Source organism: Rhizobium sp. SG2393, assembly GCF_042610495.1.
In the GTDB taxonomy this organism is placed as follows: Bacteria; Pseudomonadota; Alphaproteobacteria; order Rhizobiales; family Rhizobiaceae; genus RU20A.
Window position 1 is genome coordinate 425,003 of sequence record NZ_JBHGAP010000001.1, and the last position, 17,754, is coordinate 442,756.

The 17,754-nt window shown below is 63.0% G+C and carries 19 protein-coding genes; 13 read left to right on the forward strand and 6 right to left on the reverse strand.

What is annotated here, in order from left to right; genetic code table 11:
* Window positions 1-366: 366 nt before the first annotated feature.
* Window positions 367-1,557, forward strand: a complete 1,191-nt coding sequence (locus ACED18_RS02065; RefSeq protein ID WP_377288517.1) for a cystathionine beta-lyase — start codon at window positions 367-369, stop codon at window positions 1,555-1,557.
* A 98-nt stretch (window positions 1,558-1,655) separates the two neighbouring features.
* Here the strand turns inward: ACED18_RS02065 and ACED18_RS02070 are convergent, their stop codons facing one another.
* Both ACED18_RS02070 and ACED18_RS02075 read right to left on the reverse strand, forming a co-directional pair.
* Window positions 1,656-2,831, reverse strand: coding sequence for an FAD-dependent monooxygenase (locus tag ACED18_RS02070; RefSeq protein WP_377288519.1), 1,176 nt, complete (start codon window positions 2,829-2,831; stop codon window positions 1,656-1,658).
* Between the two features lie 27 nt (window positions 2,832-2,858).
* Window positions 2,859-3,101 carry a zinc-finger domain-containing protein gene (locus ACED18_RS02075; RefSeq protein ID WP_377288521.1) on the reverse strand — a complete coding sequence of 81 codons (243 nt, stop codon included), beginning with the start codon at window positions 3,099-3,101 and terminating at the stop codon, window positions 2,859-2,861.
* Between the two features lie 207 nt (window positions 3,102-3,308).
* Here ACED18_RS02075 and ACED18_RS02080 point away from each other — a divergent pair, with 207 nt between their 5' ends.
* The 10 genes from ACED18_RS02080 (at window position 3,309) to ACED18_RS02125 (ending at window position 12,810) form a co-directional block, all read left to right on the forward strand.
* On the forward strand, window positions 3,309-4,094 hold the full coding sequence (locus tag ACED18_RS02080; RefSeq protein ID WP_377288523.1) for an alpha/beta fold hydrolase: 786 nt from the start codon (window positions 3,309-3,311) through the stop codon (window positions 4,092-4,094).
* 146 nt (window positions 4,095-4,240) lie between these two features.
* Window positions 4,241-5,068: a serine O-acetyltransferase gene (cysE, locus tag ACED18_RS02085; RefSeq protein WP_377288525.1), complete on the forward strand. Its 828-nt coding sequence runs from the start codon at window positions 4,241-4,243 to the stop codon at window positions 5,066-5,068.
* A gap of 95 nt (window positions 5,069-5,163) precedes the next feature.
* Window positions 5,164-5,367, forward strand: a complete 204-nt coding sequence (locus tag ACED18_RS02090) for a DUF3126 family protein (RefSeq protein WP_377288527.1) — start codon at window positions 5,164-5,166, stop codon at window positions 5,365-5,367.
* A 236-nt stretch (window positions 5,368-5,603) separates the two neighbouring features.
* Window positions 5,604-5,957 (forward strand): phasin family protein, encoded by a 354-nt coding sequence (locus tag ACED18_RS02095; RefSeq protein WP_377288529.1) that lies wholly within the window; start codon window positions 5,604-5,606, stop codon window positions 5,955-5,957.
* A 320-nt stretch (window positions 5,958-6,277) separates the two neighbouring features.
* Complete coding sequence (clpS, locus tag ACED18_RS02100) at window positions 6,278-6,634, forward strand: ATP-dependent Clp protease adapter ClpS (protein ID WP_377288531.1); 357 nt, start codon at window positions 6,278-6,280, stop codon at window positions 6,632-6,634.
* Between the two features lie 9 nt (window positions 6,635-6,643).
* On the forward strand, window positions 6,644-9,130 hold the full coding sequence (clpA, locus tag ACED18_RS02105; RefSeq protein WP_377288533.1) for an ATP-dependent Clp protease ATP-binding subunit ClpA: 2,487 nt from the start codon (window positions 6,644-6,646) through the stop codon (window positions 9,128-9,130).
* A 244-nt stretch (window positions 9,131-9,374) separates the two neighbouring features.
* Window positions 9,375-10,157 (forward strand): AzlC family ABC transporter permease, encoded by a 783-nt coding sequence (locus tag ACED18_RS02110; protein WP_377288535.1) that lies wholly within the window; start codon window positions 9,375-9,377, stop codon window positions 10,155-10,157.
* Window positions 10,154-10,504, forward strand: coding sequence for an AzlD domain-containing protein (locus ACED18_RS02115; protein WP_377288537.1), 351 nt, complete (start codon window positions 10,154-10,156; stop codon window positions 10,502-10,504). Before ACED18_RS02110 ends, ACED18_RS02115 begins: the two co-directional genes overlap by 4 nt.
* A 102-nt stretch (window positions 10,505-10,606) precedes the next feature.
* Window positions 10,607-11,545, forward strand: coding sequence for a phosphatase PAP2 family protein (locus tag ACED18_RS02120; protein ID WP_377288539.1), 939 nt, complete (start codon window positions 10,607-10,609; stop codon window positions 11,543-11,545).
* A gap of 365 nt (window positions 11,546-11,910) precedes the next feature.
* A complete protein-coding gene (locus ACED18_RS02125; protein ID WP_377288541.1) occupies window positions 11,911-12,810 on the forward strand; it encodes a phosphatase PAP2 family protein in 900 nt (299 codons plus the stop codon).
* A gap of 13 nt (window positions 12,811-12,823) precedes the next feature.
* On the opposite strand, the gene ACED18_RS02130 is transcribed toward ACED18_RS02125, so the two are convergent.
* Genes ACED18_RS02130 through ACED18_RS02145 form a run of 4 tightly spaced genes read right to left on the reverse strand, consistent with a single transcriptional unit; the run spans window position 12,824 to window position 15,654 of the window.
* Entirely contained in the window at window positions 12,824-13,249 is a 426-nt protein-coding gene (locus ACED18_RS02130) for an HIT family protein (RefSeq protein ID WP_377288543.1), read from the reverse strand.
* A 17-nt stretch (window positions 13,250-13,266) separates the two neighbouring features.
* The gene (locus tag ACED18_RS02135; protein ID WP_377288545.1) at window positions 13,267-14,457 is read right to left on the reverse strand and encodes a GNAT family N-acetyltransferase; all 1,191 of its coding nucleotides are present in this window, start codon (window positions 14,455-14,457) and stop codon (window positions 13,267-13,269) included.
* Window positions 14,454-15,179 (reverse strand): glycerophosphodiester phosphodiesterase, encoded by a 726-nt coding sequence (locus tag ACED18_RS02140; RefSeq protein ID WP_377288547.1) that lies wholly within the window; start codon window positions 15,177-15,179, stop codon window positions 14,454-14,456. The genes ACED18_RS02135 and ACED18_RS02140 overlap by 4 nt, the downstream gene beginning before the upstream one ends.
* Before the next feature lie 7 nt (window positions 15,180-15,186).
* A complete protein-coding gene (locus tag ACED18_RS02145) occupies window positions 15,187-15,654 on the reverse strand; it encodes a RidA family protein (protein ID WP_377288549.1) in 468 nt (155 codons plus the stop codon).
* A 144-nt stretch (window positions 15,655-15,798) separates the two neighbouring features.
* Here ACED18_RS02145 and ACED18_RS02150 point away from each other — a divergent pair, with 144 nt between their 5' ends.
* Window positions 15,799-16,626, forward strand: coding sequence for a cell envelope integrity EipB family protein (locus tag ACED18_RS02150; RefSeq protein ID WP_377288551.1), 828 nt, complete (start codon window positions 15,799-15,801; stop codon window positions 16,624-16,626).
* Window positions 16,627-16,800: 174 nt separating this feature from the next.
* Window positions 16,801-17,568, forward strand: coding sequence for a 30S ribosomal protein S2 (gene rpsB, locus ACED18_RS02155; RefSeq protein ID WP_377288553.1), 768 nt, complete (start codon window positions 16,801-16,803; stop codon window positions 17,566-17,568).
* Window positions 17,569-17,754 lie beyond the last annotated feature (186 nt).

The window sequence follows — 17,754 nt, forward strand, 5'->3', positions numbered from 1 at the left end:
ATTGCGTCCTGCCTGCCGAGACACCCGGTCTCAGGCCCGCAGCCCCCGCCACCCTCCTGGCGCGAGTGACCATATTTCAAGGCGCAAACGCAGGCACGGTCAAGCATTAATGCCGAATTTTAGTGCCACCGCTCGCAAATGCCCTCAGAAGATGCATGAAACCCTGTGAATGCATGCAATTTAGGCAGTTGGTGTCTATTTGTGCATCCATAGCGCTTGCAGGACTGTATCGGTGACAATCCGTGTCGGCTGCAGGCCTTGACCCGGTCCGGCCGCCTGCTCAAAAGTCAGCGCCGATTTGAAGCAGGGCCGTGTCTCGCGAAGACGTGAAAGAGGCGGGCCTGGGGCGCACAGGAAGGAAGCGGCATGGCGGACAAGTCTGAGTTTTTCCGGGAGGCGGGCGTCAACACGCAACTGGCCCATATCGGACCGGATCCGGCCGACTACCACGGCTTCGTCAACCCGCCCGTCGTGCATGCGTCCACCGTGCTTTTCCCCAATGCCCGCGCCATGGAAACGCGCGCGCAGAAATACACCTACGGCACGCGCGGCACGCCGACCACGGATGCGCTGACGGAGGCGATGGACGCGCTTGAGGGCTCGGCCGGCACGATCATCGTGCCAAGCGGGCTGGCAGCAGTGACCGTCCCCTTCCTCGCCTTCCTCTCGGCGGGTGACCATGCGCTGATCGTCGATTCGGTCTACGCGCCGACCCGGCACTTCTGCGACACCATGTTGACCCGGCTGGGCATCGAGGTGGAGTATTACGATCCGGCGCTCGGCGAAGGGCTTTCCGCCCTGATGCGTCCCAATACCCGCCTCGTGCATACGGAAGCGCCGGGCTCGAACACCTTCGAGATGCAGGATATCGGCCTCGTCTCGCGCATTGCCCATGCCGGCGGCGCGGTCGTGACCATGGACAATACCTGGGCGACGCCGCTTTTCTTCAGGCCGCTCGACCACGGTGTGGATATCTCCATCCATGCGGCCACGAAATATCCGGCCGGCCATTCCGACATCCTCATGGGCACTGTCTCGGCCAATCGCGAGACCTGGTCGCGGCTGAAGGAGGCGTCCATCACGCTCGGCATCTGCGGCTCGCCGGATGACAGCTACCAGGTGCTGAAGGGGCTGCGCACCATGGGCATCCGCCTGGAGCGCCACCAGCAGAGCACGCTCGAGATCGCCCGCTGGCTGGAAACGCGCGACGAGGTCGCCCGCGTCCTGCATCCCGCACTCGAGAGTTTTCCCGGCCATGCCCTCTGGAAGCGCGACTTCAAGGGCTCCAGCGGCATCTTCTCCTTCGTGCTGAAGGCACCGTCGGCCGATCGGTTCAAGCCGCGCGCCCATGCTTTCCTGGATGCGCTGCGGCTCTTCGGCCTCGGCTATTCCTGGGGCGGCTACGAATCACTGGCGGTGCATGTGGGGCTAAGCGATCGCAAGGTGACGAAGGTCCCGGAAGAGGGCCCGGTGATCCGCTTGCAGATCGGTCTGGAGGATGTCGCCGATATCAGGCGCGACATCGAAGCGGGTCTCGCTGCGGCGTCGGCTGTCTAGAGCATAATCCGACCGGAGTGAAACGAGGATCGACAAGATTATGCTTTAAAAACGAGCCCTTAGAGCGCCGATCTGATGCCGTCAGATCGAGCGTCGCTCTAAAGTCCTGTGGCGCGGTAGCCGTAGAGCCAGTCCAGCCCGGCGGCGAGCCGATCTGGCGGGGTCAGTCCGAAGACGATGTCGCGGGCGATCCTGACCGGACCGCGGGCGTGATAGGCGAAACTGTTGAAGGCGCCGCGTCCGCGCACCCGCGCCACGCGCTCGCGCCGCTGCCGCTCGAAGCGCCGCAGGCGCTCCGCAAGCGTGTCGCCGTCGGCGCTGACGGCTTCGGCAAGCTCGTACCCGTCCTCGATCGCCATGGCCGCCCCCTGTGCCGCAAAGGGCGTCATGGCATGCGCCGCATCGCCGATCAGCATCAACCGGCGGTCATCGTACCAGCGGCCTTCCCCGACGCCGTAAAGCGGCCAGCAGAGCAGGGGCCCGGCTGCCTGCGCGCCGACCCAGCCAGCAATGTCGGCATGCCAGCCCGCAAAGGCGCGAGCGAGCCTGGCGCGCATCGCCGCGTCGGCGGCAGCATCCCACGCTGCCGGAGCCGAGAGACCGGCGACGATCGCCACCACATTCACCAGCCCGGCATCCACGAGCGGATAGGCCACGAGATGCGCGCCGGGGCCGACGAAGGCGCTGACCCGGTCACGCGCGATCCACGCCGGTGCCGTCGCGAAGGGGAGGGTGATGCGGAAGGCAACATAGCCGCTGAAATCAGCCGTTCCAGCGCTGGGCACGGATGCGCGCAGCCGCGACCAGACGCCGTCGGCCCCGATCACCAGATCGGCATCGCGGACAAGCTCGTTGAGGACGGCGCCCGGCATGATAGCCTGGCCGAGGTGGAGGTGGCAGAGGTCATGCGCCCCGACGGCGTCGGCAAGTGCCCTTTGCAGCGTTGCCCGGTGCAGGGCGCCATAGGGCGCGCCCCAGCGCTGTTCGGCCGTTGGGCCCGTGGCGATCTCGGTCAGGGTCCGCTGTGTCCGGCCATCGATCAGCGCGACGGAGCGCGGCGAAAGCCAGACCGATTGCAGGGCGGGAAGAAGGCCGAGTGCGCCGAGAATGCGGCTGGCATTCGGCGAGACCTGCAGGCCGGCGCCGACCTCGTGGAGCGCTTCGGCCCGTTCATGAAGATCGACGGCAATGCCCTTGCGCGCCAGGGAAAGCGCAGCCGCAAGCCCCGCAATGCCGGCGCCGATGATGGCAACCCGCTGCGGACGGCGCGTCATGGCGTGTCGTTTCGTCTGGAGAGAAAATCAGGCGGCGATGTGATAGGTGCAGCCGGCCGGAACGGTATCCTCGATCTTCAGCGCCGGATTGTAGCGATAAAGCGTCGAGCAGTAGGAGCAGACCTTCTCGTTATCGTCACCCATATCGATGAAGATATGCGGGTGATCGAAGGGGGAGGAGGCACCCGTGCACATGAATTCCTTAGCGCCGATCTCGATCACCGCGTGACCGCCATCGTTCTGAAAGTGGGGAATACCGTGCCCAGCCATGCTCATTCTCCGTCGTCGCGGCCACTCGTCCTGCAGCCCAAGTCGATTTGCGCCGCACCATAATCAGCTTCGCAGACAATGTGTAGCACCAAAGATGCCGCAGCGGCGGCTTTTCCCAGTTTGCGGGATTTTCGATTTCACTCTTTTTCCCGTCCTCGCGAAGCTTTATGACAGCCGCCTTGCCGCGCAAACCGGAGAGATGCGACCATGGACCTGAAGACGCCGCGCTTCGAGCACTTTCAGCACGACGGGCTCGACCTGGCCTTCTTCGACGAGGGCGATCCGTCCGGTGAGCCGATTGTCCTCGTGCACGGTTTTGCGTCCAGCGCGATCGTCAACTGGGTCAATCCCGGCTGGCTGAAGACGCTCGCCGACGCCGGCTACCGCGTCATCGCCCTCGACAATCGCGGCCACGGCAAAAGCAGCCGCCCGCATGACCCCGAAGCCTACCGCCCGCAGATCATGGCGGGCGATGTGCTGGCGCTGGCCGATCATCTGGGCCTCGGGCGCTTCCATCTGATGGGCTACTCCATGGGCGCGCGCATCTCGGCCTTCCTGACGCTCGCTTATCCCGCGCGCCCCGCAACGCTCATCCTTGGCGGTCTCGGCATCGGCATGGTGGAAGGGGTCGGCGACTGGGATCCGATTGCCGACGCGCTCCTGGCGCCCTCGCTCGACGATGTGACCCATGCCCGCGGCCGCATGTTCCGCGCCTTTGCCGACCAGACCCGCAGCGACCGGCAGGCACTGGCGGCCTGCATCTCGACCTCGCGCGATCTTTTGACCGAGGCGGATGTCGCCCGTATTGCAACGCCGACGCTGATCGGGGTCGGCACTACGGACGATATTGCCGGCTCGCCGCAGGCGCTCGCCGCCCTGATGCCGCAGGCGACCGCGCTCGACATTCCCGGCCGCGACCACATGCTGGCGGTCGGCGACCGTGTCTTCAAGGCCGCGGTGATCGCCTTCCTGGCCAAACACCCGCTTTCGTGAATTTTCGGCGACAGTCGCTCTGGCGGATGGCGTTTGCGCGCCCATTTATGTCAAGGTCGATTTGTCCTATGATGAACGCCGCTTGCGGAATGCGCGACCTGTCGGCGCGCCGGAAGATAGCAGGAAACGTGAGAAGGAGAGCGACCATGGTCGCCATCAGCGACATTCGCTTCAGCGACAGCATCCAGGCCCTGGACCCGATCTGGGACAGCATGCGCGATGAAGCCTGCATGGCTGCCGATCACGATCCGCTGCTGTCGGCCTTCCTTTATTCCACCGTCATCAACCAGCGTTCGCTGGAGGAAAGCGTCATCCATCGCATCGCGGAGCGGCTCGACCACCGTGATCTGGACGCGACCCCGTTGCGTCAGGCTTTCCTTGAAATGCTCGAAGACTGGCCGGAATGGTCGACGATCCTGCGCGTCGATATCCAGGCCTTCTACGATCGCGATCCGGCCTGCACCCGGTTCATCGAACCCGTTCTCTACTTCAAGGGCTTCCATGCCATCCAGACCCACCGGCTGGCCCACTGGCTGCTCGGTAAGGGCCGCCGTGACCTTGCCCTTTATCTCCAGAGCCGGGCATCGAGCGTCTTCCAGACCGACATCAATCCGGCCGCCCGAATCGGCCGCGGCATCTTCCTCGATCATGCCACCGGACTGGTCGTCGGCGAAACGGCGACGATCGGCGACAACGTGTCGATCCTGCATGGCGTCACCCTTGGCGGCACCGGCAAGGAGGGGGCCGACCGCCACCCGAAGATTGACAATGGCGTGCTGATCGGCGCCGGTGCGAAAATCCTCGGCAACATCCATATCGGCCATTGCTCGCGGATCGCCGCCGGCTCCGTGGTGCTGAAACCGGTGCCGCCGAAGACAACGGTCGCCGGCGTGCCGGCCCGCGTCGTCGGCGAGGCCGGCTGCTCCGAGCCGTCGCGTTCCATGGACCAGATTCTCGCCGGCAGCGATATCTGAGGACGCGGCCGGCCGGTCCCTCCGGCGGGGTTTACAGCCCGACATGCGCCGTGCGACAAGCGGCGCCGATTGATGAAAACCCACGGAGAAGACCGTTGAAGCCTGAGGAAATCCGCAAGCTCGAAGCCTATTTCAAGCGCAACATCAACCCGAAGATCACCGTCAAGGCGCGCCCCAAGAAGGACGAATCGGCAGAGGTCTATCTGGAGGATGAGTTCCTGGGCGTGGTTTTCCGCGACGACGAGGACGGCGAACTCTCCTACAATTTCTCGATGGCGATCCTCGACATCGACCTCTGAGATCGGTCCATTCGACATTGCGAATGGAAGACAAAAGCCCGGGTTGAGAAATCAACCTGGGCTTTTGTCAATTCTGGCCCGGACACTGTCAATCGTTCTTGGAGAACCCAAAAATTACGACAGGGTCATCAACATGTTATGCTTGCGCGCTATTCGGATATTGCGCTGCACATTGACAAAATTGTGCGCTGCACCTAAGTCTAGGTCATCGGTTTTACCAACGTGGGAGTGACGCAATGTTCAACTTTGAAGACGCCAACAAGCAGGGCAAGGAAGCTTTTGATCTCATGCTCAAGAGCTATTCGGCCATGACCAAGGGTTTCCAGGCAATCGCCTCCGAAACGGCCGAGTTCACCAAGAAGTCGTTCGACGAGAGCGTCGCCCACCTCGACAAGCTGTCGAAGGTGAAGAGCGTCGAGGCCGTCTTCGAGCTTCAGACGAGCTATGCGAAGTCCGCCTACGAAGCCTATGTGGCTGAAGCGCAGAAGATCGGCGAAATGTATGCCGACCTCGCCAAGGGCGCCTACAAGCCCTACGAAGCGCCGGTTGCCAAGGCGACCGCTGCTGCCAAGGCTGCCGTTGCTGCCTGAGGCGCCGGACGCCTGAGCGTCCAGGATCGCGAGTAAATGAGTTTGCCGCCGAGGCGGTGTGTGCCGGTCGCGTCTAGCGTCCGGCATTTTTTGTTTTGGTGCGGCGGGATGCGCGAGCGCCCGCGTGGCAGGGCTTTTCGCCCGGTCAGGCCCGCTCAAGAATGTGCAACGATCCTGTCATGAACCTGGTAAATTTCGTTGCAGTGCGGCCAAACGGTCTTAAAATCGCGACGAAAGAACCTAACTTAGGCTTAACGCGACGCAAGGGCGACAATCTCCCAGAGGAGCCGGTGGCGCGCTTGGTAAGGGAATGACGGGCAATGAAGGCCAATCCGGTTCGGATGCAGGATGAGGGTGACAACGGCAACGGGCAGACGCCCGGTCGCGGTACCTCGGTCATCACGCGCACCAAGCCCAAGACCCGCAAGCCAAGCCTCTATCGTGTCCTGCTGCTCAACGACGACTACACGCCGATGGATTTCGTCATCCATATCCTCGAACGCTTCTTCCAGAAGGACCGCGAGGCGGCGACACGAATCATGCTGCATGTCCATCACCATGGTGTCGGCGAGTGCGGCGTGTTTACCTACGAGATTGCCGAGACCAAAGTGACACAGGTGATGGATTTCGCCCGGCAGCATCAGCACCCGCTGCAGTGCGTCATGGAAAAGAAATGAGGAACGATCGTGCCGACATTTTCACCAAGCCTTGAAAAAGCACTGCACCAGGCGCTCACCTTTGCCAATGAGCGTCACCACGAATATGCAACGCTCGAACACCTGCTGCTGGCGCTCATCGAAGACGGCGATGCCGCCGCCGTCATGGGCGCCTGCAACGTCAATCTCGATGCGCTGCGAAAGACTGTCAGCGACTATGTCGACAACGAGCTTGCCAATCTCGTCACGGGCTACGACGAGGATTCCAAGCCGACCGCAGGTTTCCAGCGCGTCATCCAGCGCGCCGTGATCCATGTGCAATCCTCCGGACGCGAAGAAGTGACGGGTGCCAACGTGCTTGTCGCGATCTTTGCCGAACGGGAGAGCCACGCGGCCTATTTCCTGCAGGAGCAGGAGATGACCCGCTACGACGCCGTCAACTTCATCTCGCACGGCATTGGCAAGCGGCCCGGCACATCCGAAAACAGGCCGGTGCGCGGCGCCGACGAGCAGGATGCCGAGCCGAAGGGCCAGCGTGAGCAGGAAGATGCTGCCGGGGCCAAGAAGCAGCAGGATGCGCTGACGGCCTATTGCGTCAACCTCAACGAGAAGGCCAAGACCGGCCGGATCGACCCGCTGATCGGCCGTCACGCGGAGGTCAGCCGCACGATCCAGGTCCTGTGCCGCCGCTCCAAGAACAATCCGCTCTATGTCGGCGATCCCGGCGTCGGAAAGACGGCGATTGCCGAAGGTTTGGCCAAGCGCATCATCGAGAAGAAGGTGCCGGAAGCCCTGCAGGATGCGACGATCTTTTCGCTCGACATGGGCACGCTTCTGGCCGGCACCCGCTATCGCGGTGACTTCGAGGAGCGCCTGAAGCAGGTCGTCAAGGAGCTCGAGGAATATCCGGGCGCCGTCCTCTTCATCGACGAAATCCACACGGTCATCGGTGCCGGCGCCACCTCTGGCGGCGCGATGGATGCATCGAACCTTCTGAAGCCGGCGCTCTCGTCGGGCGCCATCCGCTGCATCGGCTCGACGACCTACAAGGAATATCGCCAGTTCTTCGAGAAGGACCGTGCACTCGTGCGCCGCTTCCAGAAGATCGACGTCAACGAGCCGTCCATCGATGATGCCATCGAGATCATGAAGGGCCTCAAGCCCTATTTCGAGGATTATCACAAGCTGAAATACTCCAACGAGGCGATCAAGTCGGCCGTGGAGCTTTCCGCCCGCTACATCTCAGACCGCAAGCTGCCGGACAAGGCGATCGACGTGATCGACGAGACCGGGGCGGCGCAGATGCTGCTGCCGGCCGGCAAGCGCCGCAAGCTGATCACCGAAAAGGAGATCGAGGCGACCATCGCCACCATGGCTCGCATTCCGCCGAAGACCGTCTCCAAGGATGACGAGCAGGTGCTCGCCAACCTCGAGAAGGAACTGCGCTCGGTCGTCTACGGCCAGGATCTTGCCATCGAGGCGCTGTCCTCGGCAATCAAGCTCGCCCGTGCAGGCCTTCGCGAGCCGAACAAGCCGATTGGCTGCTACGTCTTTTCCGGCCCGACGGGCGTCGGGAAGACCGAGGTCGCCAAGCAGCTCGCAAGCTCGCTCGGGGTCGAACTGCTGCGCTTCGACATGTCGGAATACATGGAGCGCCACACGGTCTCGCGGCTTCTCGGCGCACCTCCCGGCTATGTCGGCTTCGATCAGGGCGGCCTGCTGACGGATGGCATCGACCAGCATCCGCACAGCGTGCTCCTGCTCGATGAAATCGAGAAGGCCCACCCGGACCTCTTCAACATCCTGCTGCAGGTCATGGACCATGGCCAGTTGACGGACCACAACGGCAAGAAGATCGATTTCCGAAACGTCATCCTGATCATGACGACCAATGCGGGCGCCGCCGACATGCAGAAGGCGGCCATCGGCTTCGGTTCGTCGAAGCGGGAAGGCGAGGACGTCGAGGCACTGAACCGCCTCTTCACGCCGGAATTCCGCAACCGTCTGGATGCGGTGATCCCCTTCGGCTCGCTGCCGACGCCGGTCATCCATCAGGTCGTGCAGAAGTTCGTCATGCAGCTCGAATCGCAGCTCGCCGAGCGCAACGTGACCTTCGACCTCGCGCCGGAGGCAATCGCCTGGCTTGCCGAGAAGGGCTACGACGAGAAGATGGGTGCACGCCCGCTCTCGCGCGTCATCCAGGAAAACATCAAGAAGCCGCTCGCCGAGGAAATCCTCTTCGGCAAGCTGAAGAAGGGCGGCGTGGTCCGCGTCACGATCGGCGAGAAGCCGGATGGCAAGCAGGGCATTCTGCTGGAAGCCGTGTCGGAAACCGCCCCGATCAAGCCGAAGCCGGAAATCGTGCGCCCGGCCCGCAAGTCCGCCAAGCCCAAGGGCGAGCCGGAGCTGGTGGCTGCCGAAGCAAAGGCACGGGCGAAGAAGGCCGAGCCGGACGACAAGCCCGAAGAGCCGCCGCGCAAGGGCAGCACCGTTCCGAAAGTGCCGCGCAAGAAGTAAGGCCGAGAGGCCGGATAATAGAAAATGCCGGGCCCCGTGCCCGGCATTTTCATATCAGAAACCTGCTGGTCAGGATGCTGCAGCCGTCGTCCGTGTCACAGGAAGCTGCGCAATAATGAATGTTGCGGTGCAGCTTTTTGCTTCTGCCGCGGCGATCGCCGATGCTACAAGGCACAGGATCGAAGCGATACCAGCAGCGTGACGGCGCGCCCATGCGGATCGCACCGCAAATGAGACCGGTGACATGACGACAGAGACGAGGGACGGTTCGCCGGGATACTGGTTCTTCCGCGGTGCGGCCGGCCTGTTCAGCCTTCCGGGCATCATCCTGATGCTGTCCTTCGTCGGCTTTGCCGCCTTCTGCGTCGAGACGGGAATGCCCCGTGACCAGGTGGTCTTCATGGTGGGTATCGTCTGGGCGCTTCCGGCCAAAATGATCCTCGTCAGTTCCATCGCGAGCGGTGCCAACATCGCCGCCGCCTTCCTGGCCGTGACACTCTCCTCGATCCGCATGATGCCGATGGTGGCTGCCCTCGTGCCCGAAATCCGGGGGGAGAAGACCCGCACGCTCAGTCTGCTCGCCCTTTCCCATACGGTCGCGATCACGGCCTGGGTCTATGCCATGCAACGCGTGCCGGAGGTTCCGCGGGAGCGGCGCGTGGTTTTCTGCGCCGGCCTCGGCATCACGCTGGTCCTCGCCAACATGATCCTTGTCGGCATCGTCTACAATCTCGTCGTCACCTTTCCGCCGATCCTTGCCGGCTGCCTCTTCTTCCTGACGCCGGTCTACTTCCTGGCCTCCATCTGGGCCTCCGCGCGCCAGCGTGTCATCCACGTCGCGCTCGTCGTCGGCCTGATCATGGGCCCTGTCGCCACGTTGCTTGCGCCCGAGATCGATATCCTCATCACCGGCATCGGTGGCGGGACGATCGCCTGGGCGATCGAACGGGCGATGCGGCAGCGGGAGGGACGCAAGCTCGCCGCTGGACTGCCGACAAGGACGACAGAACCGGAGGGCGAAGCATGAGTTGGACGTGGGCGGACAATTGGTGGGGTTTCGTGTTCATTGCCATTGCCGGCTTTCTCGCGACCGACATCTGGCGCTGGCTCGGCGTCGTCGCCGGAAATCGCCTTGACGAAACCTCCGAAGCGCTCAATTGGGTGCGCGCTGTCGCCACCGCACTGGTGGCCGCCGTCGTCGCGAAGCTCATCCTTTTCCCGACGGGAACGCTGGAGCACTCACCGGCATGGCTGCGTGTGGGGGCGATCGCCGCCGGTGCCGCCGCTTTCTTCGCCTTCGGTCGCCGCCCGCCGGTCGGAATCGCGACGGCAATCGCCACTCTCGCGCTCGGGCTGTGGTGGCTGGGGTTCTGACGGGGGATCAGGCCGACCCGAGCCTACATTCAAGCTTCCTTAAGCGCCTTCACGGCATCTTGGCATGGTCAGCGTGCACCGCGAGGGGTTTGGAATTCGGCAATGCTCTTCCTGCCGTTGGAACGATGGATTTTGATCGTCATCACGCTGCTGTTTTGTGGCAGCTGCTTCGTGCTGTGGCTCGACGGGGTTGCCTTCGCCCTGGACAGGATCGGTGCATGTCTCATCGCCGGTGCGGTGCCGATTGCGATCGGCCTTTTCTATCGGGTCTCCGGCCGCTCTGACAGGATTGCGCTTGCCGCGGTCTCGACCGGCCTCTTCATCCTTTTCACGCTGGCCGGCAGCATCTTCAACTACGTCTTTCTGCCCATCGCCTTTCCGCCGATCGATCCATTCCTGATCCGCATCGACGCCATGCTTGGCTACGACTGGGCGACCACCGTCACCTTTGCAGCGACTCATCCCTGGATCGGGCATGTCCTGTTCTTCGTCTACTCAAGTTCCCTGTTGCAGCTTGTGTTCCTGAACTGCTGGTTCGGCTTTCGCGGTGACGCGACGCAACTTCACTTGATGATGCTGTCGGGAATGATCGCATTTGCGTTCGCAATGGTCATTTGGGTCCTGTTCCCAAGCTTTGGAGCACTGAGCTACGCAAATTTGCCGGGATGGGTCGAGCAGACAATTCCCGTTGCTGGCGGAACTGCATATGGGCGCGAGCTGCTCCGTATCGCTGCAGACGGCCCTGATGTCATTGATCCCAGCCAGATGATCGGGCTGATAGCCTTTCCATCATTCCATACGGTGATGGCATGCATGTCGCTGGCCTTCGCGCCGCGCGTCCTGCCGCTCCGCCTGTTCTTCTACGGTTTGAACCTGCTCATGTTTCCGGCCGTTCTCGTGCAGGGCGGACATCATCTTGTCGACATTGGCGGGGGCATCGCCGTCTTTCTGGTAGCCCGCATGTGCGCCGAACGCCTCATCGTCGTGACGCAGACCCTTAGACCTCGGTTTGACGGCCGGCTGGCCTCGCGCCAGCTTTAGCGCCGCGTCTCGCGCAGGGATCGGATGATAACGCGCGGCAAGGCACTGCGATCAGCGATTGCCTCCATTACTCGATATTGCAGAGAATGAGAAAGCTGAGGATCTCGGCGCTATGGTAAACAAGTCACTGCCATATTCGCGCGAAATCTAACCATCATTCTTTCGCATTTTCTTAGATTCTCTTTTGCACGCTGCAAGCATCAGATGGCGGGGGTCTCGTTGCCCGGGGCTGGGCTGCGACCCCTTGGTGCTTGCAGGATGGCGTGCCTGTGACGGCTGCGTGACACGTACCGATCGACAGAGGACGTCAAAAGGGAAGGGGCTGGGTTGTGCTTCTCTTGCCGATCGAACGTGTGATCCTAGTGATGACCGCCAGTCTGCTGGTCGTCAGTTGCGCCGTTCTTGCCGCGCGCGGTGTCGGTTTCGACCTCGGGTCCATGCTTCTTTGCCTCACCTGCGGCTGCGGGCTCGTCATGCTGGCGCAGATCTACCGCTTCTGCGAACGCGACAAGCGGCTGGCGCATGTCCTCATGGCCGTTGGGCTGTTCATCCTCTTTACGCTGGCCGGCGCGACGTTCAACTACGTTTTCCTGCCCAATCCGCTGGCGCCGATCGATCCGCTGCTCATCCGTATCGATGCGGCTCTCGGATATGACTGGGCGACGTTCGTCACGGCAACGGCACGGCATCCCTGGCTGGGCATTGCCCTCAACATCGTCTACGGCACGTCGCTCGTCCAGTTGATCTTCATTCACGCCTGGTGGGCATTTAGCGACCGGATCGAGCGCCTGCACCATCTGATGTTGACGGGCATGACGGCGGCACTCCTGTCGATCATCTTCTGGGCCTGCTTCCCGAGTTTCGGCGCCAAGGCCTACGCGACCTTGCCGGACTGGGTCGAGGCCTCCATTCCTCTTGCGGTCACGCCGGCCTACGGCCGCGAACTGCTCAGACTCGCCGCGGAAGGACCGTCCATCATCAATCCCAGGGAAATGATGGGTCTCATCGCCTTTCCCTCCTTCCACATCGTCATGGCTTGCCTCGCTGTCGTCTTTGCGCCGCGCTGGTGGCCGGCAAGGGCCACCCTCTACGCGCTGAACCTCGTCATGCTGCCGGCAACGCTGGCCCAGGGCGGGCACCATCTCGTGGACATCGCCGGTGGCATGGCGGTCTTCGCGCTCGCCTATTTCGTGGCACGCTCTGTGTTGCGCCGCGTGACGGCTGTCACGGCGGAATCACCGATCCTGGCAGCAAGATGGGTTTGAGCCTCAGCTCGGCTCAAAGCGCCTGACGCACTTTCTCGGCATGGGCGGCGAGAACGGCATTGTCGGCCATCCGGCCGCTATGGGGCGAAAGCGCAATCCCGTCCTTGCGCGGAATGACGTGGAAATGCAGGTGGAAGACCGACTGTCCGGCCGGCGCCTCGTTGAACTGCATGATGGTGATTCCGTCCGCCTCGAAGGCCTCCTTGGCCGCCACCGAAAGCTTGCGGACGGCCGCGATCAGCGGCGCCAGCGTCGCGTCGGTCGCATCGAGAATGTTGCGAGACGGCGTCTTGGGGATGACGAGCAAGTGGCCCTCCGCCTGCGGCATCACATCCATGAAGGCCAGCACATCGTCGGTCTCGTAGACCTTGTGGCAGGGGATCTCGCCCCGGAGAATCTTCGCGAAGATATTGCCGTCGTCGTAGTCGTGGTCTGCCATGGGTGTTGTCCTTGCTTTCAGTCCTGTTCGCGCTCGCCGCGCCGGAAGGGTCCGTGCTCGGAAAGCATGTCGGAAACCGCCTCCACCTCGCGCCGCTCGCGCTCCAGATAATCGGCTACGGCACGGCGCAGGCCCGGATGGGCGATGTGGTGGGCGGAATGGGTGGTGACGGGCATATAGCCGCGGGCCAGCTTGTGCTCGCCCTGGGCGCCCGCTTCGACGCGGTTCAGCTTGCGGTCGATCGCAAAGTCGATGGCCTGGTGATAGCAGACCTCGAAATGCAGGAAGGGGTGATCCTCGATACAGCCCCAATGGCGGCCATAAAGCGCATCGGCTCCGATGAAGTTGATGGCCCCGGCAATGTAGCGCCCGCCGCGCTTCGCCATGACGAGAAGGATGTCGTCGGCCATGCGCTCGCCGATCAGCGAATAGAAGGACCGTGTGAGGTATGGCCGGCCCCATTTGCGGCTGCCGGTATCCATGTAGAAGGCGTAGAACTGGTCCCAGATCTCCTCGGTGAGATCACGCCCGGTCAGCCAGTCGATGGTGATGCCGTTTGCAACCGCGTCGCGGCGCTCCCGCTTCAGGCCCTTGCGCTTGCGCGAGGCAAGGGTCGCGAGAAAGTCGTCGTGACAGCCATAGCCGTCATTGGTGAAGTGAAACTGCTGGTCGGTGCGATGCAGATAGCCGGCTGCCTCGAACGCCGCCATCTCCGCCTCGGGCAAGAAGGTCGTGTGGGCGGACGAGACTTTGAGCCGATCCGCCAGCGTCTTCAGCCCCTCGGCGAGCGAAAGGCGCACGACCTGCGCATCCGCGCCGTCTGCTGACCGCGAAAGAAGGCGAGGGCCCGTGGCTGGCGTGAACGGCACGCAGGACTGGAGCTTCGGATAGTAGCGCCCGCCGGCACGCTGGAAGGCATCTGCCCAGGCGTGGTCGAAGACATATTCGCCCTGGCTGTGGGATTTCAGATAGCAGGGCAGCGCCCCGATCAGCTGCCCGTCGCCATCCCTCAGCATGAGATGCTGTCCAAGCCAGCCGGTGTCGGCATCCGCCGAGCCAGACTCTTCCAGCGCAGATAGAAAAGCGTGCGAGATGAAAGGGTTGTAGCCGGGCGCGCCCGGCCGCGCACCGGCGAGTGTCTGCCACTCCGCCTCGCGGATCTCCGCGAAGCTCGTTTCGACATGCAGCGTAAGATCGCCCTCTGTCACGCGGTCGGCATCTCCGTCGGGTCGAAACCCTCGAACGTCATCTGGTCGGCATGGAGATAGGTATGGCGCATGGCGTTTTCATCCCTCACCGTCCAGGTGATGATGGTGCGGCCAAGGGTCTTTTCCTTGCTGATGAAGCTGTTGGGCAGATCGCCGTAGAAATAGGAGATGAAATCCAGGCCGAGCTGCATGGCTTCCTCGTGGACGAAGAAGGTCTCCGGGCTCGATCCTTCGGCGGTCAGGCCGAGCGGGTAGGGCGCGCCGAGAGCCTTCAGGTCCTTGAGCAGCCAGTGGTCGAAGCTCATCAGCGCGACTTGCCCCTTGTAGCCTTCCAGCTCGTCGAGCACCGATTCGGCAAAGCCTTCGTCGTCGCCCTCGCGGCCCTTGAGCTCGATGACAAGCGGCACCTTGCCGCCCACCGTTTTCAGAAGCTGGCGCAGCGTCGGCACCTTGTCCGTCGTGCCACCGATCGACAGCAGGCCGAGTTCGCCGGCCGTGCGGGCCCTGACGTCGCCCCTGATGCCGCAAAGCCGCTGCAGGTCGTCATCGTGGAAGACCACCGGCACGCTGTCGGCCGTGTAGTGCAGGTCGCATTCGATCGCGAAGCCCTTCTCGACCGCGCGCCGTGCCGCAGACAGCGTGTTTTCCCACACCGTCCGGTTCAGGTCGTGATAGCCGCGATGCGCAATCGGCTGCGCCTTCAGCCAGGAAATGTCGCGCATGAGTGCCTCAGGCGATTTCGATGACGGCGTCGATCTCGACGGCGGCATTGAAGGGAAGCGAGGCCATGCCGACCGCCGCACGTGCATGCTTGCCGGCATCGCCGAGCACCTTGGCGATCAGGTTCGACGCGCCGTTGATGACGAGATGCTGTTCGATGAAGGCCGGGTCCGAAGCAACGAAACCGTTGAGCTTGACGACGCGGCGCACACGGCCGAGATCGCCGCCGAGCGCCGCCTTGGCCTGCGAGAGAATGTTGATGGCGCACAGTTCCGCCGCCCGCTGGCCTTCCGCGACGCTGACGTCGCGGCCGAGATGGCCGGTCACCGCGATCTTGCCGTCTTCCATCGGCAGCTGTCCGGAGATGTAGAGGTGCGAACCACTGATGACCCACGGCACGTAATTGGCGGCCGGCGCTGCGGCCACGGGCAGCGTGATCCCGAGTTCGGCGAGAAGGGCATCGATCACATCGGACATGGGGTGCTCCAGAGATGTTGTCATTTTATCGGAAATCCGGCATGCAGGCGCTTTGACGGCTGCGTTTGCCGGAACCTTGCCTCCCGTCAGGGAGTCAGGTGATGGTCTTAGCGCATCCCTTGCCCGGACGACAGGAGGAAACCGATGTTGCGGACATCGATCGTCGCAGCGCTCACGTGTGCCACGCTCGGCTATGTCATGCCGGCACGCCCAGCCGCAGCGCAAGCCTCCGGCCTGCTCATGCCGCACCGCGCCGTCTACGACCTCGAACTCAAGGATGCCTCGGAACGTTCCGGCATTTCCGGCATGTATGGCCGCATGGTCTACGAATTCAACGGCTCGGCCTGCGAGGGCTATACCGTGTCCTTCCGCTTCGTCACCAAGGTGGACACGGGCGAAGACAGCCGGATGACGGACCTCCAGACCACCACCTTCGAAGACCTGAAGAACGGCAATTTCCGCTTCCTCAGCCGCTCCTTCACCGACGAGCAGCTGGACAAGGAAGTGCGCGGGCTCGCCCATGACGACAAGGACGGTGTGCGGGTCGAACTGAGCGCGCCGGACAAGAAGGAAGTCGATCTGGCGGAAAGCCGCTTCCCCACCGAGCACATGCTGGACGTGCTCGATCACGCCCGCCGCGGCGACACCTTCTTCGAATCGCGCATCTTCGACGGCTCCGATTCGGGGGATCGCACGCTCCTGACCACCACGATGGTCGGAAAGCGCACCAAGCCGGTGGCCGGCGAGCCCGACGCCGCCAAGGCCGGGCAGTTTGCCGAAGCCGAATACTGGCCGGTGACCATCGCCTACTACAACGACGACAAGGCCGGCGATGGCCTGCCGCTCTACCGCATGTCGTTCAAGCTCTACGACAACGGCATCATCCGCGATCTGACGATGGACTACGGTGACTTCGTGCTGTCGGGCAAGCTCGCCGACCTCGAAGTCTTCAAGCTGGCCGAGTGCAAATAGACCAAATTTGCCGGCACCTCTTGCTTTTGCGGCTCTTATCCTTTAGGGGCCACGCCATTCCACACGTAGGGCATGGGGTCTGACGGGAGAAATCCGTCGGGTTCCGCCGGTGGCTCGGGCGGTTGCCTGGGCTGTTCGCCCCGCGGAGGTTCAACCGGAAAAGGAGAAAAAGGCATGGCATTGCCTGATTTCAGCATGCGCCAGCTTCTGGAAGCTGGTGTTCACTTCGGCCACCAGACCCACCGCTGGAACCCGAAGATGAAGCCGTACATCTTCGGCGACCGCAACAACGTCCACATCATCGACCTCGCCCAGACGGTTCCGATGCTGAGCCGCGCTCTGCAGGTCGTGTCCGACACCGTCGCTTCGGGCGGCCGCGTTCTTTTCGTCGGCACCAAGCGCCAGGCTTCGGAAATCATTGCTGACGCTGCAAAGCGTTCGGCCCAGTACTACGTCAACGCCCGCTGGCTCGGCGGCATGATGACCAACTGGAAGACGATCTCCAACTCGATCCAGCGCCTGCGCAAGCTCGACGAGATCCTGGCTTCCGAAGGCTCGGGCTACTCCAAGAAGGAACGCCTGAACCTCGAGCGCGAACGCGAAAAGCTGTCGCGTGCGCTGGGCGGTATCCGCGATATGGGCGGCGTTCCGGACCTGATGTTCATCATCGACACGAACAAGGAAAAGATCGCGATCGAAGAAGCCAAGCGCCTGGGCATCCCGGTCGTTGCTATCATCGACTCGAACTGCGATCCGGACCTGATCGACTACCCGATCCCGGGCAATGACGACGCCTCGCGCGCCATCGCTCTTTACTGCGACCTGATCTCGCGCGCTGCCATCGACGGCATCGCTCGCCAGCAGGGCGCCTCTGGTCGCGATATCGGCGCCTCCGCCGAAGCCCCGATCGAGCCGGCTCTCGAAGAAGCCGCCGAGGCCTGATAGCTCGGGTTCTCACGAACCTGATCATGTGTCGGAAGGCCGTTTGCGTCCGAGAAGGGTGAACGGCCTTCCGCTTTTTGTAAGCGACGGCACCGCCGCGGCGAGCCGCCAGCGGACGCCAAGCGCGGCAGGTGTGGGACACTCGGTCATCACGCCGTCATACAGACCGGGCAAATCCCGGCTCAC